The 19,001-nt window shown below is 39.4% G+C and carries 17 protein-coding genes; 3 read left to right on the top strand and 14 right to left on the bottom strand.

Annotated elements, in window-relative coordinates; translation table 11 throughout:
• Position 1: 1 nt before the first annotated feature.
• The 3 genes from E4O07_RS02160 to E4O07_RS02150 form a co-directional block, all read right to left on the bottom strand.
• Positions 2 to 1,741 carry an ABC transporter ATP-binding protein gene (locus tag E4O07_RS02160; RefSeq protein WP_253687029.1) on the bottom strand — a complete coding sequence of 580 codons (1,740 nt, stop codon included), beginning with the start codon at positions 1,739 to 1,741 and terminating at the stop codon, positions 2 to 4.
• Complete coding sequence (locus tag E4O07_RS02155) at positions 1,731 to 3,533, bottom strand: ABC transporter ATP-binding protein (protein WP_253687028.1); 1,803 nt, start codon at positions 3,531 to 3,533, stop codon at positions 1,731 to 1,733. The genes E4O07_RS02160 and E4O07_RS02155 overlap by 11 nt, the downstream gene beginning before the upstream one ends.
• A gap of 147 nt (positions 3,534 to 3,680) precedes the next feature.
• Positions 3,681 to 4,958 carry a dicarboxylate/amino acid:cation symporter gene (locus tag E4O07_RS02150; RefSeq protein WP_253687027.1) on the bottom strand — a complete coding sequence of 426 codons (1,278 nt, stop codon included), beginning with the start codon at positions 4,956 to 4,958 and terminating at the stop codon, positions 3,681 to 3,683.
• A gap of 183 nt (positions 4,959 to 5,141) precedes the next feature.
• Here E4O07_RS02150 and E4O07_RS02145 point away from each other — a divergent pair, with 183 nt between their 5' ends.
• Together E4O07_RS02145 and leuS are read left to right on the top strand one after the other, a co-directional pair.
• Positions 5,142 to 6,371 carry an aminopeptidase gene (locus tag E4O07_RS02145; protein WP_253687026.1) on the top strand — a complete coding sequence of 410 codons (1,230 nt, stop codon included), beginning with the start codon at positions 5,142 to 5,144 and terminating at the stop codon, positions 6,369 to 6,371.
• Positions 6,372 to 6,541: 170 nt separating this feature from the next.
• Positions 6,542 to 9,118, top strand: a complete 2,577-nt coding sequence (leuS, locus tag E4O07_RS02140; protein WP_253687025.1) for a leucine--tRNA ligase — start codon at positions 6,542 to 6,544, stop codon at positions 9,116 to 9,118.
• A 19-nt stretch (positions 9,119 to 9,137) separates the two neighbouring features.
• On the opposite strand, the gene E4O07_RS02135 is transcribed toward leuS, so the two are convergent.
• The 11 genes from E4O07_RS02135 to E4O07_RS02085 all read right to left on the bottom strand — a co-directional run bounded on the left by E4O07_RS02135 (position 9,138) and on the right by E4O07_RS02085 (position 18,377).
• On the bottom strand, positions 9,138 to 9,500 hold the full coding sequence (locus E4O07_RS02135) for an FMN-binding protein (RefSeq protein WP_253687024.1): 363 nt from the start codon (positions 9,498 to 9,500) through the stop codon (positions 9,138 to 9,140).
• Positions 9,501 to 9,510: 10 nt separating this feature from the next.
• Positions 9,511 to 10,863 (bottom strand): RIP metalloprotease RseP, encoded by a 1,353-nt coding sequence (rseP, locus tag E4O07_RS02130; protein WP_253687023.1) that lies wholly within the window; start codon positions 10,861 to 10,863, stop codon positions 9,511 to 9,513.
• A 12-nt stretch (positions 10,864 to 10,875) separates the two neighbouring features.
• Positions 10,876 to 12,030, bottom strand: a complete 1,155-nt coding sequence (gene dxr / locus E4O07_RS02125) for a 1-deoxy-D-xylulose-5-phosphate reductoisomerase (protein ID WP_253687022.1) — start codon at positions 12,028 to 12,030, stop codon at positions 10,876 to 10,878.
• Positions 12,030 to 12,887, bottom strand: a complete 858-nt coding sequence (locus tag E4O07_RS02120; protein WP_253687021.1) for a phosphatidate cytidylyltransferase — start codon at positions 12,885 to 12,887, stop codon at positions 12,030 to 12,032. The genes dxr and E4O07_RS02120 overlap by 1 nt, the downstream gene beginning before the upstream one ends.
• A 21-nt stretch (positions 12,888 to 12,908) precedes the next feature.
• The gene (locus E4O07_RS02115; RefSeq protein ID WP_253687020.1) at positions 12,909 to 13,592 is read right to left on the bottom strand and encodes a di-trans,poly-cis-decaprenylcistransferase; all 684 of its coding nucleotides are present in this window, start codon (positions 13,590 to 13,592) and stop codon (positions 12,909 to 12,911) included.
• Entirely contained in the window at positions 13,593 to 14,150 is a 558-nt protein-coding gene (gene frr, locus E4O07_RS02110; RefSeq protein WP_253687019.1) for a ribosome recycling factor, read from the bottom strand. It abuts the gene before it with no gap.
• A gap of 82 nt (positions 14,151 to 14,232) precedes the next feature.
• Positions 14,233 to 15,075 (bottom strand): translation elongation factor Ts, encoded by an 843-nt coding sequence (tsf, locus tag E4O07_RS02105; protein ID WP_253687018.1) that lies wholly within the window; start codon positions 15,073 to 15,075, stop codon positions 14,233 to 14,235.
• 191 nt (positions 15,076 to 15,266) lie between these two features.
• Positions 15,267 to 16,142: a 30S ribosomal protein S2 gene (gene rpsB / locus E4O07_RS02100; protein WP_253687017.1), complete on the bottom strand. Its 876-nt coding sequence runs from the start codon at positions 16,140 to 16,142 to the stop codon at positions 15,267 to 15,269.
• 176 nt (positions 16,143 to 16,318) lie between these two features.
• Entirely contained in the window at positions 16,319 to 16,933 is a 615-nt protein-coding gene (locus tag E4O07_RS02095; RefSeq protein ID WP_253687016.1) for a Maf family protein, read from the bottom strand.
• Positions 16,934 to 16,948: 15 nt separating this feature from the next.
• Complete coding sequence (locus E4O07_RS02090) at positions 16,949 to 17,653, bottom strand: HEAT repeat domain-containing protein (RefSeq protein ID WP_253687015.1); 705 nt, start codon at positions 17,651 to 17,653, stop codon at positions 16,949 to 16,951.
• A gap of 112 nt (positions 17,654 to 17,765) precedes the next feature.
• A complete protein-coding gene (locus E4O07_RS02085; protein ID WP_253687014.1) occupies positions 17,766 to 18,377 on the bottom strand; it encodes a hypothetical protein in 612 nt (203 codons plus the stop codon).
• A 128-nt stretch (positions 18,378 to 18,505) separates the two neighbouring features.
• Between E4O07_RS02085 and E4O07_RS02080 the strand changes: the two genes are divergently transcribed.
• Positions 18,506 to 18,997: a hypothetical protein gene (locus E4O07_RS02080; protein ID WP_253687013.1), complete on the top strand. Its 492-nt coding sequence runs from the start codon at positions 18,506 to 18,508 to the stop codon at positions 18,995 to 18,997.
• Positions 18,998 to 19,001 lie beyond the last annotated feature (4 nt).

Here is a 19,001-nt window from a genome sequence, read left to right as displayed (position 1 = left end):
TCTATTTTTGCAGTCTGTACCATTCGGCGTATTTGGAATTTAGGGCAATCAGTTCTTCATGAGTCCCCGACTCCAATAATTTGCCGTCATCAATTACGTTTATTATGTCGGCATTTTTTACGGTAGAAAGCCTGTGTGCAATTATCAGTGTGGTGCGTCCTTTCTTTAAAACTTCGATTCCTGCATTTATAAGTTTTTCGGTTTCGGTGTCGATGTTTGCAGTAGCCTCATCTAAAATTAAAATTTTAGGATCGCGCACCATGGCTCGGGCAAAGCAGATAATTTGTCTTTCACCTTCCGAAAAGTTTTTTCCGTTTTCGTTTACTTCCGTATCCAAACCCTTTTCTGAGCGTCTTATAAGATTTATACCGCCCACAGCTTTTAAGGCTTTTTCGCAAGCATCTCTAGTTATAAAAGGATCATTTAAACTTATATTGTCAAAAAGGGTTCCGGTAAAAAGATAGGGCTCCTGCAAGACCACTGCAATTTTTGAGCGCAGAGTTTTTAATTCGAGAGAGCGTATATCCTCCCCGTCAATTAAAACTTGCCCGCCGGAGTTTTCATAAAAACCTAAAATCAAATTCATAATTGTAGATTTTCCGCAGCCGGTTTTTCCGACAAATGCCATTGTCTTTCCGTCTTCCGAAGTAAAATCAAGCCCTTTTAAAATGGGAGTATCTTCCCTGTATCCGAACTGGGTGTTTGAAAATTTTATATTCCCCAAGGGAGAGTGAGGAGCGCCGTTTGTTCTTTCATGTTCATAATTGATTATCTCGGAAACTCTTCCTGCCGCAACAAAGGCATTTTTGTAAATGTTCATCTGCATAAACAATTTTAAAAAGACATCGGTTATTTCTTTGTTATAGCTTATAACGATTACAAGAGTACCCACAAGAAAATGAGCTCCCTGAAAATGCAGATAACCGAACACGCCTAAAAGCGCTGCATAAACTAAAGTTCTGATTCTTGCAATAATGTTCCACGAAAAAAGAGCTGAAAGTAAAAGCATTTTACGCTTTGCTTTATATGCCGGAAGATTAAATGTATCGAATTCTTTTTCTATTTTTTCTTCGGCACAAAAGGCCTGCACAGTTTCAATAGAGTTAATGCTTTCGTTAAAAAAACCGCTTAACTCTCCGATTGAGCTCCTGTGATCCCGTGTCGGCTTATCGCTCTTTTTTAAATAGTACCGTGCAAGAAAATAAACAACCGGCAGATACGCAAAGCTCGCTCCGAAAAGATAAGGACTCATAAAAGCCAAGCGGATATATAAAACGATACTCAATAAAACTACACTGAAAACTTCGCCCAAAACCAAAAAGTATAAATCGCCTACTGCATTTACATCGGACGAAAACCGGCTCATTATATTTCCCGAAGTCATTTCATCAAAATGCTTCATCTTTAAATTTAAAAGATGACCGGCCATGTCCATTTGAATATGCTCACAGGCGGTGTTGGCAATTTTTCTGAAAAGCAGGGTTTTTATGTACATCGACAAAAAGAATAAAACGGCTGTTCCCAAAAACAAAAGAGCGTGCCTAAATAAAAAAGCTTTTAAATCGATCATATTTGCAAGGTCGGCATTTATAACGTTTGCCGAAATTACGGGAAGGTATGCAGAGGATGCAATAAAAATGCCTACGGCAATAAAAGCCGCCAAAACATAAGCCTTGCAGTATTTTAAATACGAAAGAAAAAATCTGTAATTTACTTTAAGTTTTTTTGTCTTATCTTCCATCGTTTTTCCCTCCGTCAATTTTGTCAATTTGTAAATAGGAATCTTCTTTTTGTATGAGCTCCGCAGAATGGCTGTGTTGGTACTCAAATTGCTCTGCATACCAGCCGCCGGCTTTTATAAGTTCTTCATGGGTTCCTTGCTGAATAATTTTGCCTTCATCAAGTACAATTATTTTGTCTGCATGTTGAACAGCCGAAAGGCGGTGTGCCGATATAATGCAAATATTAAATGAAGAAGATTTTTTCAAGTTTTCGATAATCTTAACTTCGGTGTCCGCATCAACTGCGGAAATTGCATCATCTAAAATTAAAACTTGCGGTTCTTTAAGAAGGGCGCGGGCAAGAGCTATTCTTTGCCTCTGTCCTCCTGAAAGCATAACGCCCTTTTCTCCTATTTTTGAATCGATTCCGTTTGCAAGTTTTTCGATGTCGCTTTTTACGTCAGCCGTTTCCAAAACTTTTAGTATTTTTTCTTTTTCGATATTCTGTGTATAAAAACAAAGGTTTTCGCAGACGGTTCCCGATAAAAGTTCAGGACGCTGACTTACATAAGCTGTTTTGTTTCTAAAAGAAAAAACATCGCAATCTTTTAAAGGAAGATTGTTTATAAAGATGTTTTCATTTTGAGGATACAGGCTGAAAAACTGTTTTATCAAACTTGTTTTACCGGAACCCGTTTTACCGGTAATTCCTAAAATTTGTCCTTGCGAAACTTCAAGTGAAACATCCTGCAAAACTTTTTTTTCTGAATCGGAATATGCGAAGCTGAAATTTTTAAAAGAGATTTTTTCTACCTTTTCGATTTGAGTTTTTCCGTCCATCGGAGGGAATTCGTTATTATCTTTTATAAGAGCATTTATTCTGTCGATAGCAGCTTCTCCCGATTTTTGCAGCTGCAAATAAAAACCGCTTGCGATTCCGCTCCATGCAATCATTCCGACAAAAACAAAAAATGAAACAAGATTGCCTGAAGTAATTTCGCCTGCATGAACAAGATAACCGCCGTAGCAAAACGCAATTATGATACATAGGTTTGTAATAAAAACCGTACAGGGCTGCAAAAGAGATGTAAGTTTAACTTGAGCATACAAAACCGAAAAATAATTTTTGACAATCGAAGAAAGTTTTTTTAACCTGACTTGTTCGTTCACATAACAGCGTATAAGTTTTATTCCCTCAGCAAGTTCCAAAATACCCTGATTGACCTTGGAAAATTCCGCATAGGATTTACTCGTTCTATCCTTTATTGTTTTACCCAAAGAAAAATAAATAAGAGTTATAAGCGGAATCGGAAGGACGACTGCAACGGTCAGCTTCCACGAAATTAAAACCGACATCATAAAAATTGCAACTCCGGGATAAGCAAAAGAATCCATCATCATTATAAAGCCCAAGGAAAAATAATTTTCCAGCGCAATAACATCGTTTGAAGTCCTTGCCAAAATATCTCCTGAGGTATATTTTTTAAAAAACGGCGGAGTCTTTTTTAAAACCGAAGAAAGTATTTTTTTTCTAAAAAGATAAGAAGCCTTGTTCCCCGAATTATGAATAAAAAACATGAACATGGCAGAAAAGAAATATCCAAGACAAGTGAAAAAAATTATTTTTAGCACGTATGCAATAAGAGAGCTTTGGGTCATCGTAGAATTTTTTAGCTCGTCTACTGCAAGGCCTATGTAGTATCCCGGTACAACAGTCAAAAATTCATCCGAAAGTAAAAACAAACCTCCAAACATTCTTTTAAATCTGATAGATTTAAAAATATCACCTGCTTCTTTTTGTATCTTAAACATAACTTCTCCAACTATTGTAAACTTAACTTTACAAAATAGTATAATACAGCAAGGCTGATATTGTCAATACTTTAGACATTAAAAAAAAGTAATTTAATGGGTAAGTGTCTTAGACATTACCCATTAAATTCTAATTATAAAACATAATTATTTTTTTTCTTCATTTTCAATCATTCCCGACATATCGGCAACACAGTAGGTACATACCAAGTCTCCGGCGACATTGTTCATCGTTTCAAACATATCTAGAATAGGATTGATACCGAGGGCAAGACCTACGATGACAGCTATCTGTGCCGGATCTAAATTCATATTTTGCAAAATAATGAATAAAAGCATCAAGCTTCCGCCCGGAACACCGCCCGCTCCGACTGAGGCAAGAACCGTTGTAATGACCAAAACCAAGAGGGCTGTAAACCCGATATCCGCTCCGAACATATTTGCAGCCAAAACTGCAAACATAGGCAGGTGAACGCATACACCGTCCATGTTTACGGTTGAACCGAGGGGAAGCGAAAACGATGAAAGATTATCGCTTATGTGTAAGGTTTCTTTTGCCGTTCTCAAAGATACGGGAAGAGAGGCTGCAGAGCTTCGGGTAACAAAGGCTGTCAGCATGGGCTCTCGTATCTGCATCATAATCTTAATCGGATTTTTGCGCGTCGAAATTGCAATCATTACAGGGTAAACAACAAACACCATTGCAAGAATACCTATAACAACACCGAGGGTCAGCATTACATAGGGACCGAAAAGTTTTGAACCGTATTGTGCAAAGTTTACGGAAGTCAAACAAAATACACCTATGGGAGAATAAGCCAATATCCAGTCAACCATCTTAAATACGGTTTCTTTACAAGTTTCAACAATATTTAAAAACAGTTTTGCACCTTCCTGCAATTTTACATCATTCTTTTCGGAAATTATTTTTAACGCGATTCCGAAAGCAATGGCAAAAACGATAATAGCTAAGAAGTTACCTTGAGCAAGAGCCTTAAATGGGTTTTGAAACATACCCAAAAATACATCGGCAAGAGAACCTGCGGAAGCCGGAGTAACCTCGGCCGATCCCATACTCATTAAACTTGCCCATTCGGCATGAGAAGTTCCCGATCCCGGATTAAAGGCGAGAGCAAGGAAGGATCCTACAATCGCTGCAAACAGAGAAGTAACAAAATACCAAATTATAACCTTAACGCCTATCTTACCGAATTCCTTTGTCGGTAAAGAAGCCGCACCGGAAATAAGAGACAAAAAGATAACCGGAATAACGATCATCTTTAACATAGATACAAGGATATTTCCAAAAGGCGATACCCAAGTTACATAACCGCCAACATCGACACCTGTTTGCCAAAGGACGATACCGACAACCAAACCAAGGATGAATGCTATAAAAATCATCCATACGAGCTTTTTATTCATTAGCTCCCTCCTAATAAAATTGCGAATTATTTTTATATAATTCAACAAAACTAATAATCATTCTACCATTGAACCCGTCAAACCGCAAGTCTTTTTTTTAAAATTTAATAAAGCATAAATCATTTACTTTTTATCTTTTTTATGTTAGAGTATCAAAGCTATAAATCATTTTGGAGGTCTTTAATGGATTTTAAACGCAATATAGAAAAATATGTTGAGCTTATTTTAAAAGTCGGCCTTAATATACAAAAGGGCGACGGAATTTTTGTGCTTGTAAACGAACACTCAATCGGCATGGTTCGGGAAGTTACAAAGCAGGCTTATAAGATGGGAGCCAAGGATGTTATCTATGATTTTTCGGATGACGAGATGACCCTTGCCCGCTATGCCTATGGCGATGAAGGCATTTTTAAGGAAATGCCCAAATTTAAAATCGACTACATGGAAGCAGCCTATAAAAATAACTATCACCGTCTTGCCATAGTAGCCGACAATCCAGAGCTCTTAAAAAATGCCGATGCAAAAAAAGTTTCGGAATGGAATAAGACAAGGGCTATAGCCTCAAAACCGATAATGAAATATACAATGGAAAACCATGTAAAGTGGTGCGTTGCTGCCCACCCTACTCCGGCTTGGGCAAAATCGGTCTTCCCCGAATTACCCGAAGACCAAGCCCTTGCCAAACTTTGGGAAAAAGTCTTTGATGCAACAAGGGTCAGCATGGACGATCCTGTCGCCGCATGGAAAGAACACGATGCAGCCTTAAAAAAGCATCAAAACTTTTTAAACGAAATGGCCTTTGAAAAACTTTTATACAAGGGACCGGGAACAGACTTGGAAGTATACCTTACAGAAGGCCACCGCTGGGTAGGCGGTTCAGGCAAGAGCACAAGAGGAGACGTCTTTATGGCCAATATTCCGACCGAAGAAGTTTTTTCGATGCCGCATGCCTTTAAAGTAAACGGAAAACTAAAAGCCACAAAACCTCTGGCTGCCAGAGGAAGAATTATCGATGATTTTCATTTTACATTTAAGGACGGAAAGGTTGTAGATTTCGATGCCAAGGAAGGAAAGGAAGTGCTTCAATCCCTCTTAGATTCCGATGAAGGAGCAAGCCGACTAGGAGAGGTCGCTCTCGTCGCAGATGATTCCCCCATCAGCAACACGGGAGTTCTTTTTAAAAACACCCTCTTTGACGAAAATGCATCCTGTCACTTTGCAATAGGAAATGCCTACAGCGAAAACATAAAAGGAGGAGCCGAACTTTCAGATGAAGATAAGAAAAAAATAGGAATGAACAATTCTATAATTCATGTAGACTTCATGGTAGGCGGCCCCGAACTTTCGGTTATAGGTGTTAAAAAAGACGGAACTCAAGTCCAAATCCTAAAAAACGGAAACTGGGCGATATAAGAAACCGCAAAGCTCGGCACCCTGTCGATGTTTTTTGCGAAGCTAAAAACTCGAAGTCCAAAAATGTACAAGGATGTACATTTTTGGACGGCCCTTGAATTTTTCCTTTCTTTTCTATAAAATACTTTTCGTCAATTTTGATAAATTCATCAAGTTAGTTGGAGTAAAATATGGCTTATCCTTTTAGTACAATAGAACCTAAGTGGCAAAAATATTGGGAAGAAAACAAAACCTTTAGAACAGTCGAAGACAAAAATTATCCCAAGGATAAGAGGCTTTATATTTTAGATATGTTCCCCTATCCTTCGGGAGACGGACTTCATGTAGGACACCCTGAAGGATACACTGCAACGGATATTTACAGCCGTTTTTTACGCATGAACGGATACAATGTACTCCATCCGATGGGGTTTGATTCTTTCGGTCTCCCTGCAGAAAACTATGCAATAAAGACCGGTATTCATCCTCTTATCACTACCCGAAAAAATATGGAAACCTTTAGAAACCAGATAAAGTCCATAGGTTTAAGCTATGATTGGGACAGGGAAATTTCTACAAGCGAAGAATCCTATTATAAATGGACCCAGTGGATCTTTCTCCAATTATTTAAAAAGGGCTTAGCCTACGAAAAAGAAGCCCCCATCAACTGGTGTCCTTCCTGCTTAACAGGCCTTGCCAACGAAGAAGTAAAGGACGGTAAATGCGAAAGGTGCGGAGCTCAAATCCAACGCAAAAACTTGAGGCAGTGGATTTTAAAGATAACCGAATATGCAGACCGCCTCCTAGAGGACTTGGATGAACTCGACTGGCCCGAATCCATAAAAATCATGCAGAAGAACTGGATAGGAAAAAGCACGGGAGCCGAGGTAGATTTTGCTCTCATCGATAAGGACGGAAAAGAAACCGGGCAAAAGATCAAGGTTTATACAACCCGCCCCGACACAATCTTCGGTGCAACCTACATGGTCTTGGCTCCGGAACACGAGCTTGTAAAAAGCATAACAACAAAGGAACAATCAAAAGCCGTTGCCGATTATATAGAGGAGACTGCAAAAAAAAGCGATCTTGAAAGAACCGATCTTGCAAAAAACAAGACCGGCGTTTTTACGGGAGCCTATGCAATCAATCCATTAACAGAGCAAAAAATCCCGGTTTGGATTTCGGACTATATTTTAATCTCTTACGGAACGGGAGCAATTATGGCTGTTCCTGCCCACGATGAAAGGGACTTTGAATTTGCAACTCAGTTCAATTTACCTAAAATCAAGGTAGTAGCCGGAGTAGAAGAATGGGAAGGCGGAAAAAGAGACTTTTCGGAAGAACCCAAGGCTTGTACAACCGAGGACGGCTATTCCGTAAACTCAAAACAATTTGACGGATTAAAAACCGAAGAAGCCAAGACAAAGATAACCGAGCATCTTGAAAATCTCGGTATTGCAAAAAAAGCCGTAAACTATAAGCTCCGCGACTGGATCTTCAGCCGACAGCGCTATTGGGGAGAGCCCATACCCTTGGTACACTGCCCATGCTGCGGCATAGTCCCCATAGACGAGCATGATCTTCCCCTAACACTGCCGAAAGTAGAGAGCTATACACCTACAGGAACAGGAGAAAGCCCCTTGGCTGCAATCGATTCTTGGGTAAACACAAAATGCCCCAAGTGCGGGAAAGCAGCAAAACGAGAAACCAATACCATGCCCCAGTGGGCAGGCTCTTGCTGGTACTACCTCCGATACACAGATCCTCATAACAGCGAAGCCTTTGCCGACAAGGAAAAATGCGATTATTGGATGCCGGTTGACCTCTATGTAGGAGGAACGGAGCATGCCGTTCTACACCTATTATATGCAAGATTTTGGCACAAGGTCTTATATGACTTAGGTCTTGTTTCTACAAAGGAACCCTTTACACGGCTTGTAAATCAGGGAATGATAACCTCCTTTGCCTATATGCGGAAAAACAAAAGCCTTGTTCCGGTCGATAAGGTCAAAAAAATATCCGAAACCGAATTTGAAGACATGGAAACAGGCGAAAAACTTGAGCAGGTAATAGCCAAGATGTCCAAGAGCTTAAAGAACGTTATCAACCCCGACGACATCATAAAGGAATACGGAGCAGACACCTTGCGCCTCTACGAAATGTTCTTAGGCCCATTGGAGGTTTCAAAACCATGGAACACAAGCGGCATCATGGGCGTGTTCAGATTTTTGGAAAAGATCTGGAACCTTTCCGACAGGGAAATATACAAAACTCCCGTCAACGATACCTCGACTCCTGAAACTAAGGCCTTGACCGTTCTCTTAAATAAGACGATTCGAAAGGTAACCGAGGATACAGCCTCTCTTAACTTTAACACGGCCATAAGCCAGATGATGATTTTTATAAATGAGGTTTCAAAGCACAAAAAGATACCCCACTATGTTTGGTATAATTTTGTAAAACTTTTAAACCCCTACGCTCCCCACTTGGCTGAAGAGCTTTGGCAAAAGATGGGGAATGACGAATCGATAGCCTATTCTCACTGGCCCATGTTTGTCGAAAAATTCTGTATCGATCAAACATGCACAGTTGTAGTGCAGGTAAACGGAAAGCTCCGCGGTAAGTTTGAGGCTGAGGCAGGAATCTCTAAAGAGGAATTAGAAAAGCTTGCACTCGCAAATGAGGGAGCAATCCGCAACATTGAAGGCAAGGAGATTAAAAAGATAATTACCGTGCCGGATAAGCTTGTAAATATTGTAGTGCAGTAGGGAAATTATTTAACAGGGGCTATTCTTTTTCGGCATGGATACCGGCTTTTTTTAAAGCATCATTTACAGCCTCTAAAAAAGCCTTACTCGTCAGGGTAGCCCCGGCCACAAGATCCACATCCGTAGAATCCTTCTCGATAACCCTCTTAGGCAGGTATTCAAAAACGGTATCGCTGTAGCCGGGCGTATCGGCATACTCTAAGATATCTATATTTTTAATTTCGTTTTTTTCTATCACAACCCTTACGCTTATATTTCCCATTAAGCCTTCGGCCTTTCCTTCAAAAATACCTGAAACAATCTTTTCATCATTTTTTACATTACAAGAAAATAAAAAAATACTCAAAACAAAAACTATAATGGTAAAACAAATCTTCTTCATATTAAAAAATTTACCTTCCTAAAAAATATCCTATGTCTCCCCAGAGGGCGAATATAAAAACTATGCCGATAAAGGCTATGCCGATAAACTGAACATAGTACAACACCTTCGGATGAATTTGTCTTCTAAAAATAAATTCTATAAAGGCGAAAAGAATTAAGCCTCCGTCCAAAATCGGAATCGGCAGTAAATTCATTATAAAAAGAGAAATAGAAATTATGCTTACAAAGTTTAAGATATCCGAAAGCCCGATTAAAAAACCGGCCTTAAAACCTTGGGAGGCGACATCGCCCAGCATGTGGGTAATGCGAACCGGTCCTGAAACGGCCTGCCTCAAGTCAACGCCCTTAAACAAGAGACTTAAACTTTTAAACGTTAATATAAAACTCTTATGAGTCGAAACAAAGCCGTTCACTATGCTTTTAAAAAATCCGGTTCCGGGGATTTCAACCTTGATGCTCTTTATATTCAGCCCCAGATCTATTCCGTTTTCAGTTCTGATAAGACTCGCGGTTGCTGTGATTTTATTTCCGCTTCTTAAAATCCCTAATTCGGCTGTTTTTTCGTTTATCGCATCCAGGGCACGGTTTAGGTCTACAGTATTGGCAACTTCAATTCCGTTTACCGATACAATAAGATCGTCCTTTTTAAGCCCTGCAAGCTCGGCTGCAGAAGAAGGCTTTACTCCTTCTATTTCAAGAGGAATAAAAGAATAAAAACCTATTATCCCTGCTCCGGTTTTTGGGTCGAGCTTGGGCCTAAGTTTTTTTGTTAAGATTTGGCCATCCCTTTCTATTTTTAAGGTAACCTCTTCCTTTGCTTCCGGCACTATGAGCCGCACAATGTCGGCAAAGGTTTCGGTTTTTTCGCCGTTAATGCTTAAGATCACATCCCCCATTTTTAAATCGGCCTCGCGGGCGGGAGAGTCATCGGCTTCGTTGTAATAATAAACGGGAGCTATCTTGTTAGAACTTGTATAATAGCTTGAACCTATGGCACTTACAATTGCAAGAGCAAGAACTGCACTTATATAGTTTGCAAAGGGGCCGGCAAAGGCAATTATAATCCGCTTAAAAGGATGAACACCGTAAAGCTCTCCTTCCTTTTTAGGAATTGCGGATAAGTTTTCTTCGATGGCCTGCTGAAAGGCTTTTTCGCCCTTCATGCCGCAATAGCCTCCCATGGGAATTGCAGAAATTCTATACTCGGTGTCTCCCTTCTTTTTTTTAAAAAGAACAGGGCCCCAGCCTATCGAAAAACTTTCGACCACAACACCGCACAGTTTTGCGGCAATAAAATGTCCAAGTTCATGGATAAAAACCATGATGCTCAATATAATCAAACCTATTAAAATCTTAATCATAAATTTCCCATCTTAATAAATCTTATTGCAAGAGGAGTTGCGGGCAAGGATCCTTGCCAAGGCAACAGCCCTTGCCCTGTTTTCATAGTCATAAACTTCTTCATAAGAAGAAGGTTTCATAGTCCAATCCGAATTTAAAACCTCTTGGGTAATATCGGCTAAATCGGTAAAGCCTATCTTTCCCTGCATAAAGGCCTCAACGGCTTCTTCATTTGCAACATTAAAGGCTATAGGATAGGCACCGCCTTTTTTAGCCGCTTCAAATCCTAAAGCCAGCATGGGGAAGTCATCGGTTCTGGGAGGCATAAATTCCAGTTTTATGGCTTGAGAAAAATCCAAGGGCTTTAAAAAAGGTTCAGGCATATCGGGAAAACTTAAAGCATTTAAAATAGGATTTTTCATATCGGGAGGAGAGGCTTGAGCAAAGATCTCACCGTTTTTACACTGCACCATCGAATGGATTATACTTTGAGGATGAACCGTAACTTCGATTTTTTCAGGCGGAAAAGAAAAGAGATTTACGGCCTCGATTACTTCCAAGGCCTTGTTTGCAAGAGAGGCTGAATCTATCGTAATCTTTCCGCCCATCTTCCATGTCGGATGCTTTAAGGCATCTTCAAGCTTCATTGTGCCGAGCTTTTCCTTAGGACTGTGCAAAAAAGGGCCGCCTGAGGCGGTTATTATAATCTTTTCGATGTTCTCCTTTTTGTGGGCATTTATAAGCTGAAAAATCGCAGCGTGTTCCGAGTCGACAGGAATTATTGTACTCCCCGACTTTTCGGCATCTTTAAAAATCAGCTCACCAGCCTCTACTATGGTTTCTTTATTGGCAAGGCCTAAATCCAAGCCGCTTTTTATAACTTCGACGGAAGCCTTTAAGCCTGCCGAACCCGCTATACCGTTAATGACTATATCGGCCCTTGATTTTTCGATCAGCTGCCTTACAGCTTCTACATCTATCTCGTATTTTAAATTAGAATCGTTTTTTTTTGTAGAAACAAATTGTGCATCTTCAAATTCGGCAAGAATAGTTTTTGCAAATTCCAAATTTGAATGCACGGAAAAACCTGCAAGCTCAAACCTATCGGGAAATCTTCTTATTACTTCCAAGCTGTTTTTTCCGATTGAGCCTCCGGCACCGAGGACGATAACCCGTTTTTTGCCCATTAAAAACCGCCTAATAAGAACATACACAGGGTATAGAATACAGGGGCTGCTATAAGCAGGGAGTCAATGCTGTCAAGAATGCCGCCCCGCCCTAAAATTACCTTACCTGAATCCTTTACGTCTGCAGAACGCTTTAAAATAGATTCTATTATGTCTCCGATTATCGAAAATAAGGCCGTAAAAACAGCTATGATTATAAGCTCGCTTAATTTTCCGTTAAATTGTCTATTAAAAAAATAGAATGAAGCAACGGCAGCTGTAATGGAACCTATGAAGCCACCTATAAAACCTGCAACACTTTTTTTGGGGCTGGCCTTAATAAAACCTCTATTGTTTTTTCCTAGGAGCATACCGAAAAACCATGCAAAGGAGTCGCAGCCGAAGGTCATAAGACAAAACATGATAATAAGGGCACCTGCATTTGGAAGGTTCGCAATTGCAGATAAATAGACAGCCAAGCCCCAAGGATAAATCAGCATAAACATTCCGGTTGCAAGACGGGCAATGCTATTGGTAAAATTTCCTGATAATGAAAATATAATTTCCATAAACATCATTCCCACGATTACGCAGCCGAACACTATAAAGATATAATAGAATGGTACGGCATGTAAGCCTATGAGGTATGATGAAAGAACTAAAATTGCACCGAAAAAAGCAAGTATCTTTTTAGGATAGGCAGGAGACCTTTGGGACAAAATATTATATATCTCATAATTTGCAATAAGGGCTGCAATAAACAATTCGATATGATAAACTAAAAAATTATAATGAGGTAAAAAATAAATTGAAGCTAAAACTAAAGGTGCTCCTACAAAAAATATGATAAGCCTTTCAATAATTTTTTTAATTTTCATTTTATTTCTCCCTTTATTACATTAGGCGTTTCCGTAACGCCTGTTTCTTTTTTTATAATCTTCTATTGCTTCATATAAATTTTCCACCGTCCAATCAGGCCACAAGGTATCCGTAAAATAGAGTTCCGCATAGGCGCTTTGCCAAAGCAAAAAATTACTCAACCGTTTTTCTCCCCCGGTTCTGATAAGCAGGTCCACAGGAGGAATAGAGCCGGTGTCCAATTTTGATGAAAAAGACTCTTCATTTATAGAAGCAAGCTCATCGGAATTCAGTTTCTTTACTGCTCTTATAATTTCATCATGTGCTCCATAATTTATGGCAAGCACAATCGCAGTTCCGGTATAAGCGGAAGTTCTCTCCCTTACCGAATTAATTTCATCTTGAATATCTTGAGGTAGTCCGCTTAAATTGCCTATGTGCTCTATGCGTATATTATTATCGGCATAAAACTTAAGCTCGGCTTTTAAATGCTGCTTAATAAGCCCCATTAAAAAGCCAACCTCCGTTTCCGTTCTTTTCCAGTTTTCGGTAGAAAATATATAAAGTGTTATATAAGGAATCCCCAAATCGGATACGGCCTTTGTTATTCTTTTGACCGTATTAAGACCTTCCTTATGTCCCATAGATCGGGGAAGGCCTCTTTTTTTTGCCCATCTGCCATTGCCGTCCATGACAATGGCGATATGTTTTAAGTCATCGGACATTTAGTTTTCCATTATTTCCTTTTCTTTTGCTTCAAGCACCTTGTTTATTTCGGCAATGTAGGCATCAGTGGATTTTTGGAAGGCATCCTCAGCTGTCTTTAGCTGGTCTTCGCTTATCTTTCCGTCCTTTTGTAATTTTTTTGCCTCATCGATTCCGTCACGTCTGATGTTACGGACCGAAACGCGCGAATTTTCGGCAATGGTCTTTGCCTTTTTTGCAAGGTCCTTTCTTCTTTCCTCGGTCAGCGGCGGAATTGCAATGCGTATAACCTTTCCGTCATTTGTGGGGTTAACCGACAAATCTGCCTGTAAAACGGCCTTTTCAATTTCGACCAATAAGCCCTTATCCCAGGGCTGAATTACTACAAGCCTTGCTTCGGGGATAGAAATATTTGCAAGCTGGTTAAGGGGAGTGGACTCTCCGTAGCAATTTACTCTTATCTTATCAAAAAGAGCAGAAGATGCCCGTCCGGTTCTCAGCATATTGAATTCTTCTTTTAATGCAGCAACCGCTTTTTTCATTTTTTCTTCACAATTCTTTTTAACTTCTTCTATCATAATCTTTGCCTCCGATCTTTGATTTTAACAATTAAGAATTAATGCTGCAAGGAGTCCCCCGCAGCATTAAAAAGGTCTTAACTTACATTCCAAGTCCTAACTGAAAAATTATAAGCTTTGACAAGCTCAAGGAGCCGCCGGCTTCTTTGCCGACCTCTGCCATTTTCTTTGAAACGGAAAGCTTATCATCCTTTACAAAGGCCTGCTCAAGGAAGCAGATTTCGGATAAGTGTTTTGAAATTTTTCCCTTAACGATGCCTTCTTTTACGTTATCGGGCTTATCCAATTCGGCAACCTGGCCTCTAAAGATTTCTTCCTGCTCTTTGATATAAGCTGCATCTACATCTTCTTTTTTAACATAGAGGGGCATAAAGGCGGCAGCATGCAAACAGCAGTCATAAGCAAAATCTTGTACCTCAGTCTTTTCAAAGATTTCAGGCTTATCCGATTTTAAAACCACAATAACACCTGTTTTTTTATCGGAGTGAATATAGCGTGAAAGGTATTCGTCTGCACCGGCCTTTACATTGATTAAGCGTGTAAGGTTCATGTTCTCGCGTACACGGGTAGCCAAATCCAAGAGCTTATCGTTAAGTTCGGGTGTAACCTCAGCAATGTCCTTATCAAAGGCAGTATTTGCAATGTCGTCTCCGACAGCGATAAAGTCTGCATTTTTTGCAACAAAGTCGGTTTCGCAGGTCATTTCGAGCATAACGGCTTTTTTATTGTCGTTTTTGATAACGATAATACCTTCACTTGTTACCCTGTCGGCTCTTTTTTCGACAGCGGCCAAGCCTTTTTCTTTTAAATATTTTTCAGCTTCTTTTGCGTCGCCGTTGCAGTGCTGTAAGGCTTTTTTACATTCCATCATACCTGCACCGGTCTTATCGCGTAATGCTTTTACATCAGATGCTTTAATGTCCATAAAATTCTCCTATAAAAACTTTTTGCAGGAAGTCTCAGCTTCCGAAAAAAAGTTTTTTCAAGCAGTTTGTTTACAAACTGCATAAAATATAACAAAGTTTTGTGCGAAGCACAAAACTCGAAGATAAACAGTGAGGCAGGATTTCTGCCGAACTGTTTATCGAATCTCCTATAAAAACTTTTTGCTCATATTTATTTGTCGTCGTACAAATCCTCATCGTTTACGAGAGAATTTTCATCTTCATCCTCATCACTGCCTGAAGCTTCATCTTTGGGAGTGTAATTGGAATAATCGGTAATTTCTTCTTCTCTGTCCTGATAGGGATCAACGCCTGAATCACCGGATTCTTCATCTTCTTGAAGGTTTTCGATGATTTTAAGACCGTGTTCGTTGTCGGCTTCGATAACTGCATTAGCAATTACGCCAGTAAAAAGCGAAATAGCTCTGATTGCATCATCGTTTCCGGGAATCGGATAATCGATGCCTTCAGGGTTGCAGTTGGTATCTACAACAGCGATGATGGGAATGCCCAATGAGCGGGCTTCTCTGATAGCAATTTCTTCTTTTCGAGTATCGATAATAAAGAGAATTCCGGGGAGGTCCTTCATTTCTTTAATACCGCCCAAGTTTTTTTCGAGTTTTGACTTTTCTTTCTGTAAAGAAGCAATTTCTTTTTTTGTCAAGTTATCGAAAGTTCCGTCAACTTCCATTTTTTCGATTTTCTTAAGACGAGCCAAACTCTTTTTGATTGTGGAAAAGTTTGTGAGCATTCCGCCGAGCCAGCGGTTGTTAACATAAAACATTCCGCATCTTTCGGCTTCTTTTTGAATTGTCTGCTGGGCCTGTTTTTTTGTTCCTACAAACAAAACCGATTTGCCTTCGGATGTTGCCTTGCGGACAGCCTCATAGGCCTCACGGATTGCAACGATTGTTTTTTGCAAATCGATGATGTGAATTCCGTTTCTTTCCGAAAAAATGTATTTTTTCATTCTCGGATCCCAGCGTTTTACTTGATGGCCGAAATGTACGCCTGATTCAAGTAAGTTCTTCATGGTTACTACTGCCATGTGATTCTCCTTTGGAGCTAAAAAGCTCCTGCCTTCTCTATTTCTCGGAACAGACTACCGGCCGTTAGCGGCCTCAAAGACCGGCCACGCAGGACATCCTTCCGGATATTTACCGTAAAAAACGGCATGGGCGTATTATATAGTTTTTTTAAGATTTTGTATAGTGCTTAGACAGCTTAAAAGAGGTTTATAAAGCCTTTTTCGGACAAAAGCTCATAAAGCTCCCTGACAGGCAAACCTACTATTCCGGTATAAGAGCCTTCAATTTTGTCGATAAAAAGGGAGGCCTTACCCTGAATTTTATAGCCTCCTGCGGCATCCTTCCATTCTTTCGTTTTTATATAGGCCGAAATTTCTTCATCGGAAAGAGGTTTAAAAAAAACCTTAGAGATATTTTGTTTTTCGCTTATAAGGCCCGTTTCGCAGTCAAGCAGGCAGATTGCACTCACCACAAAGTGGGATCTTCCTGAGTGGCTTTTAAGCATCATTTCGGCTTCAGTTTTATTTTTAGGCTTACCGAAGATTATTTTTGTGTTTGGAGCAACAGCATTTTCGGTAAAAATGAGGGTGTCGGCCGCCAAGATAAGCTTTTGAGGACTTTCACTTTGAGGAAAGGTCTTAAAAAGGCTTTCAGCCTTCCCCCGTGCAGTTAAGATACACTTTTTTACCGGATCTGTTTCATTTATTGAAGATTCATCGAAATTTGAGGTTTTAATACAAAATAAAACACCCAGCGAATCGAGGATCTCTTTTCGTCTGGGTGATGCAGAAGCCAGTATCAGCTCTTTCATTATTTTAGGTAAATTTTAGTTCTTATTTTGTCCTGCCATTATTGATTTCAACACTTCCATAGCCCTGTTTCTAACAGGTGTTATGTAGTTAAAGTTGTTGGCAATTCTCAAAATACTTTCAGTCATGCCCCTCTTATTCTTTACAGTGGGAGCCAATTTTTCATAAGCATTGAGAACTTCAAGGGCTAAGGAACTTGTAGGATTGATAATGTCGAATTTTCGGTTGATGAAGTTTATCATGTCTACAACTTCGTCATTATTGTTATAACCTAAGTCACCTAAAGATTTAACGGCTTCCATGATTACTATCGGCTCATTATCGGTGTACATAACTGTCAGAAGAGACTTCTTTGCCTGCTCGTTTTTAACTTTTCCCAAAAGACGGCAAGCTTCCCTTCTAACATCGGGATAGTTGTTTGCAACCCTTCCATTTTCCCTTACAACCGAAGTAAGACCTACAGTAGCAAGAGTATCAAGAGCTTCCTGCAATTCGGGAGTTACTCTTCCGCCTTCAATAGCTTCTTCAATTACCTGTAAGGCTACAAACTTAGCATCCCTTCCTTCAGAAAGAACCATCTCTCTAAGGATTACGCCTTCCATCGAATTAAGATAAGCCTCTTCGACGGTCATCATAGAATCGGAGCTCTTCTCCTGTGCAAAGACTAGGGCTGATCCCAAAAATAATATCATCATTATAAAAACTAAAGACTTTCGTCGCATTTCCAATTACCCCCTTAGTTTGGTACATATACTTTTATTTTCAATCATTTTCATTGTAAAGTCAAGTAGTAAAATCGGCTTTTTTCACTTTTAGTTCTATTTTTAAATACTATTAAGGTACTAAAAGCCACCTGCCGTCTATTTTTTCAAGGTTATAAAATATCAGAGTCCGTGTAGGCTCTATCTTGAAAACCTTAACCTTTGTCGGTGTTAAATAAGTAATGTCATCTACCCTTCCGTTTTGCCTTGAGGGTACAAAAACATAGTAAAAATAATCTTCAATGTTTTTTAACTGCTTTCCTTTTAGATGAGCAGGAAGACCTTCACTGGTCTTTTTCAAAACCTCAGGCTTTGAAAACTCTTTTATATACTCTGTCGAAAGCCAGTATCTCCAGCGTCCGTAATCCTTTTTTGCAGTTATCTCGTTTAATTTTTTTACGACTTCTTCAATCTCGGACTTTGCTACTTCCTTGTCCTTTTTGGTAATCGAAACGCCTTCAAATTGGGCTACAACCTCTTCATCGGCAGGTTTTGCCGCTTCAACCTTTGGTTCTGCCTTTTCTACAGGCTTTTCAACAACAGCGGGCTTTTGAACCTCCTGAGGCTTTTCTTGCGGTACCGGAGTTTCAACAACAGGAACGGGCTTTGTTTCAGGTGCAGAAGTACATGAAACTATTAAAAATAAAACAAGGCACAGGCCTAAAAAATAAACAGTCTTTTTCATACTATCCATAATACATTTATTTTCGGCTTGAGTCAACTAAAATTTTACTTCTTTGTATGAAATCAAATAAAAAAATCTCTAATGCTTTTTTTCTATATGCCGATACTGGTTCTGAGGAGTAGATTGTTATGGAAAAACATTCAATTGCAGCAGACATAAAAGACATCTTACATGAACAAATCGATTTAATAGATAATATCTATGAATTACAAAAGGCCATGTACCAAGGAGTCTTGGATAGAGACTGGCAGGAAAGTGAAAAAAATTTGAGTTCCTTAAATGAGGCTTCAGTAAAATTTTCAAATTTGGATAAGAAACTATATGGACTTTTACAGGCTGATGAGGATAATTCTCAAGAATTTGACTTTTATATGCATACAAAGCAATTTACTTCATCGGATAAAAAAAAGATAGATTCTTTATATGAAAAACTAAAAGAAAAAGTTTTTTACTCAAAGATTGAAAATGACGTCTTCTCAAATTATGTTTCACACGCTCAAGCCTTGGTTAAGGGCGTGGTCGATATTATTTCGGAAGAAAGAAACGGTAAGTGTTATACAGCTGAAGGAAAGCGGGTTAATACGGAAATAACAAGCCTCGTTTTAAATGAGGTCTTATAGAAAA

It is taken from the genome of Treponema sp. OMZ 798 (assembly GCF_024181385.1).
Classification (GTDB): Bacteria; Spirochaetota; Spirochaetia; order Treponematales; family Treponemataceae; genus Treponema_B.
Note: the sequence above shows the minus strand (reverse complement) of the source record. Positions and strands in the feature narration are given on the sequence as shown.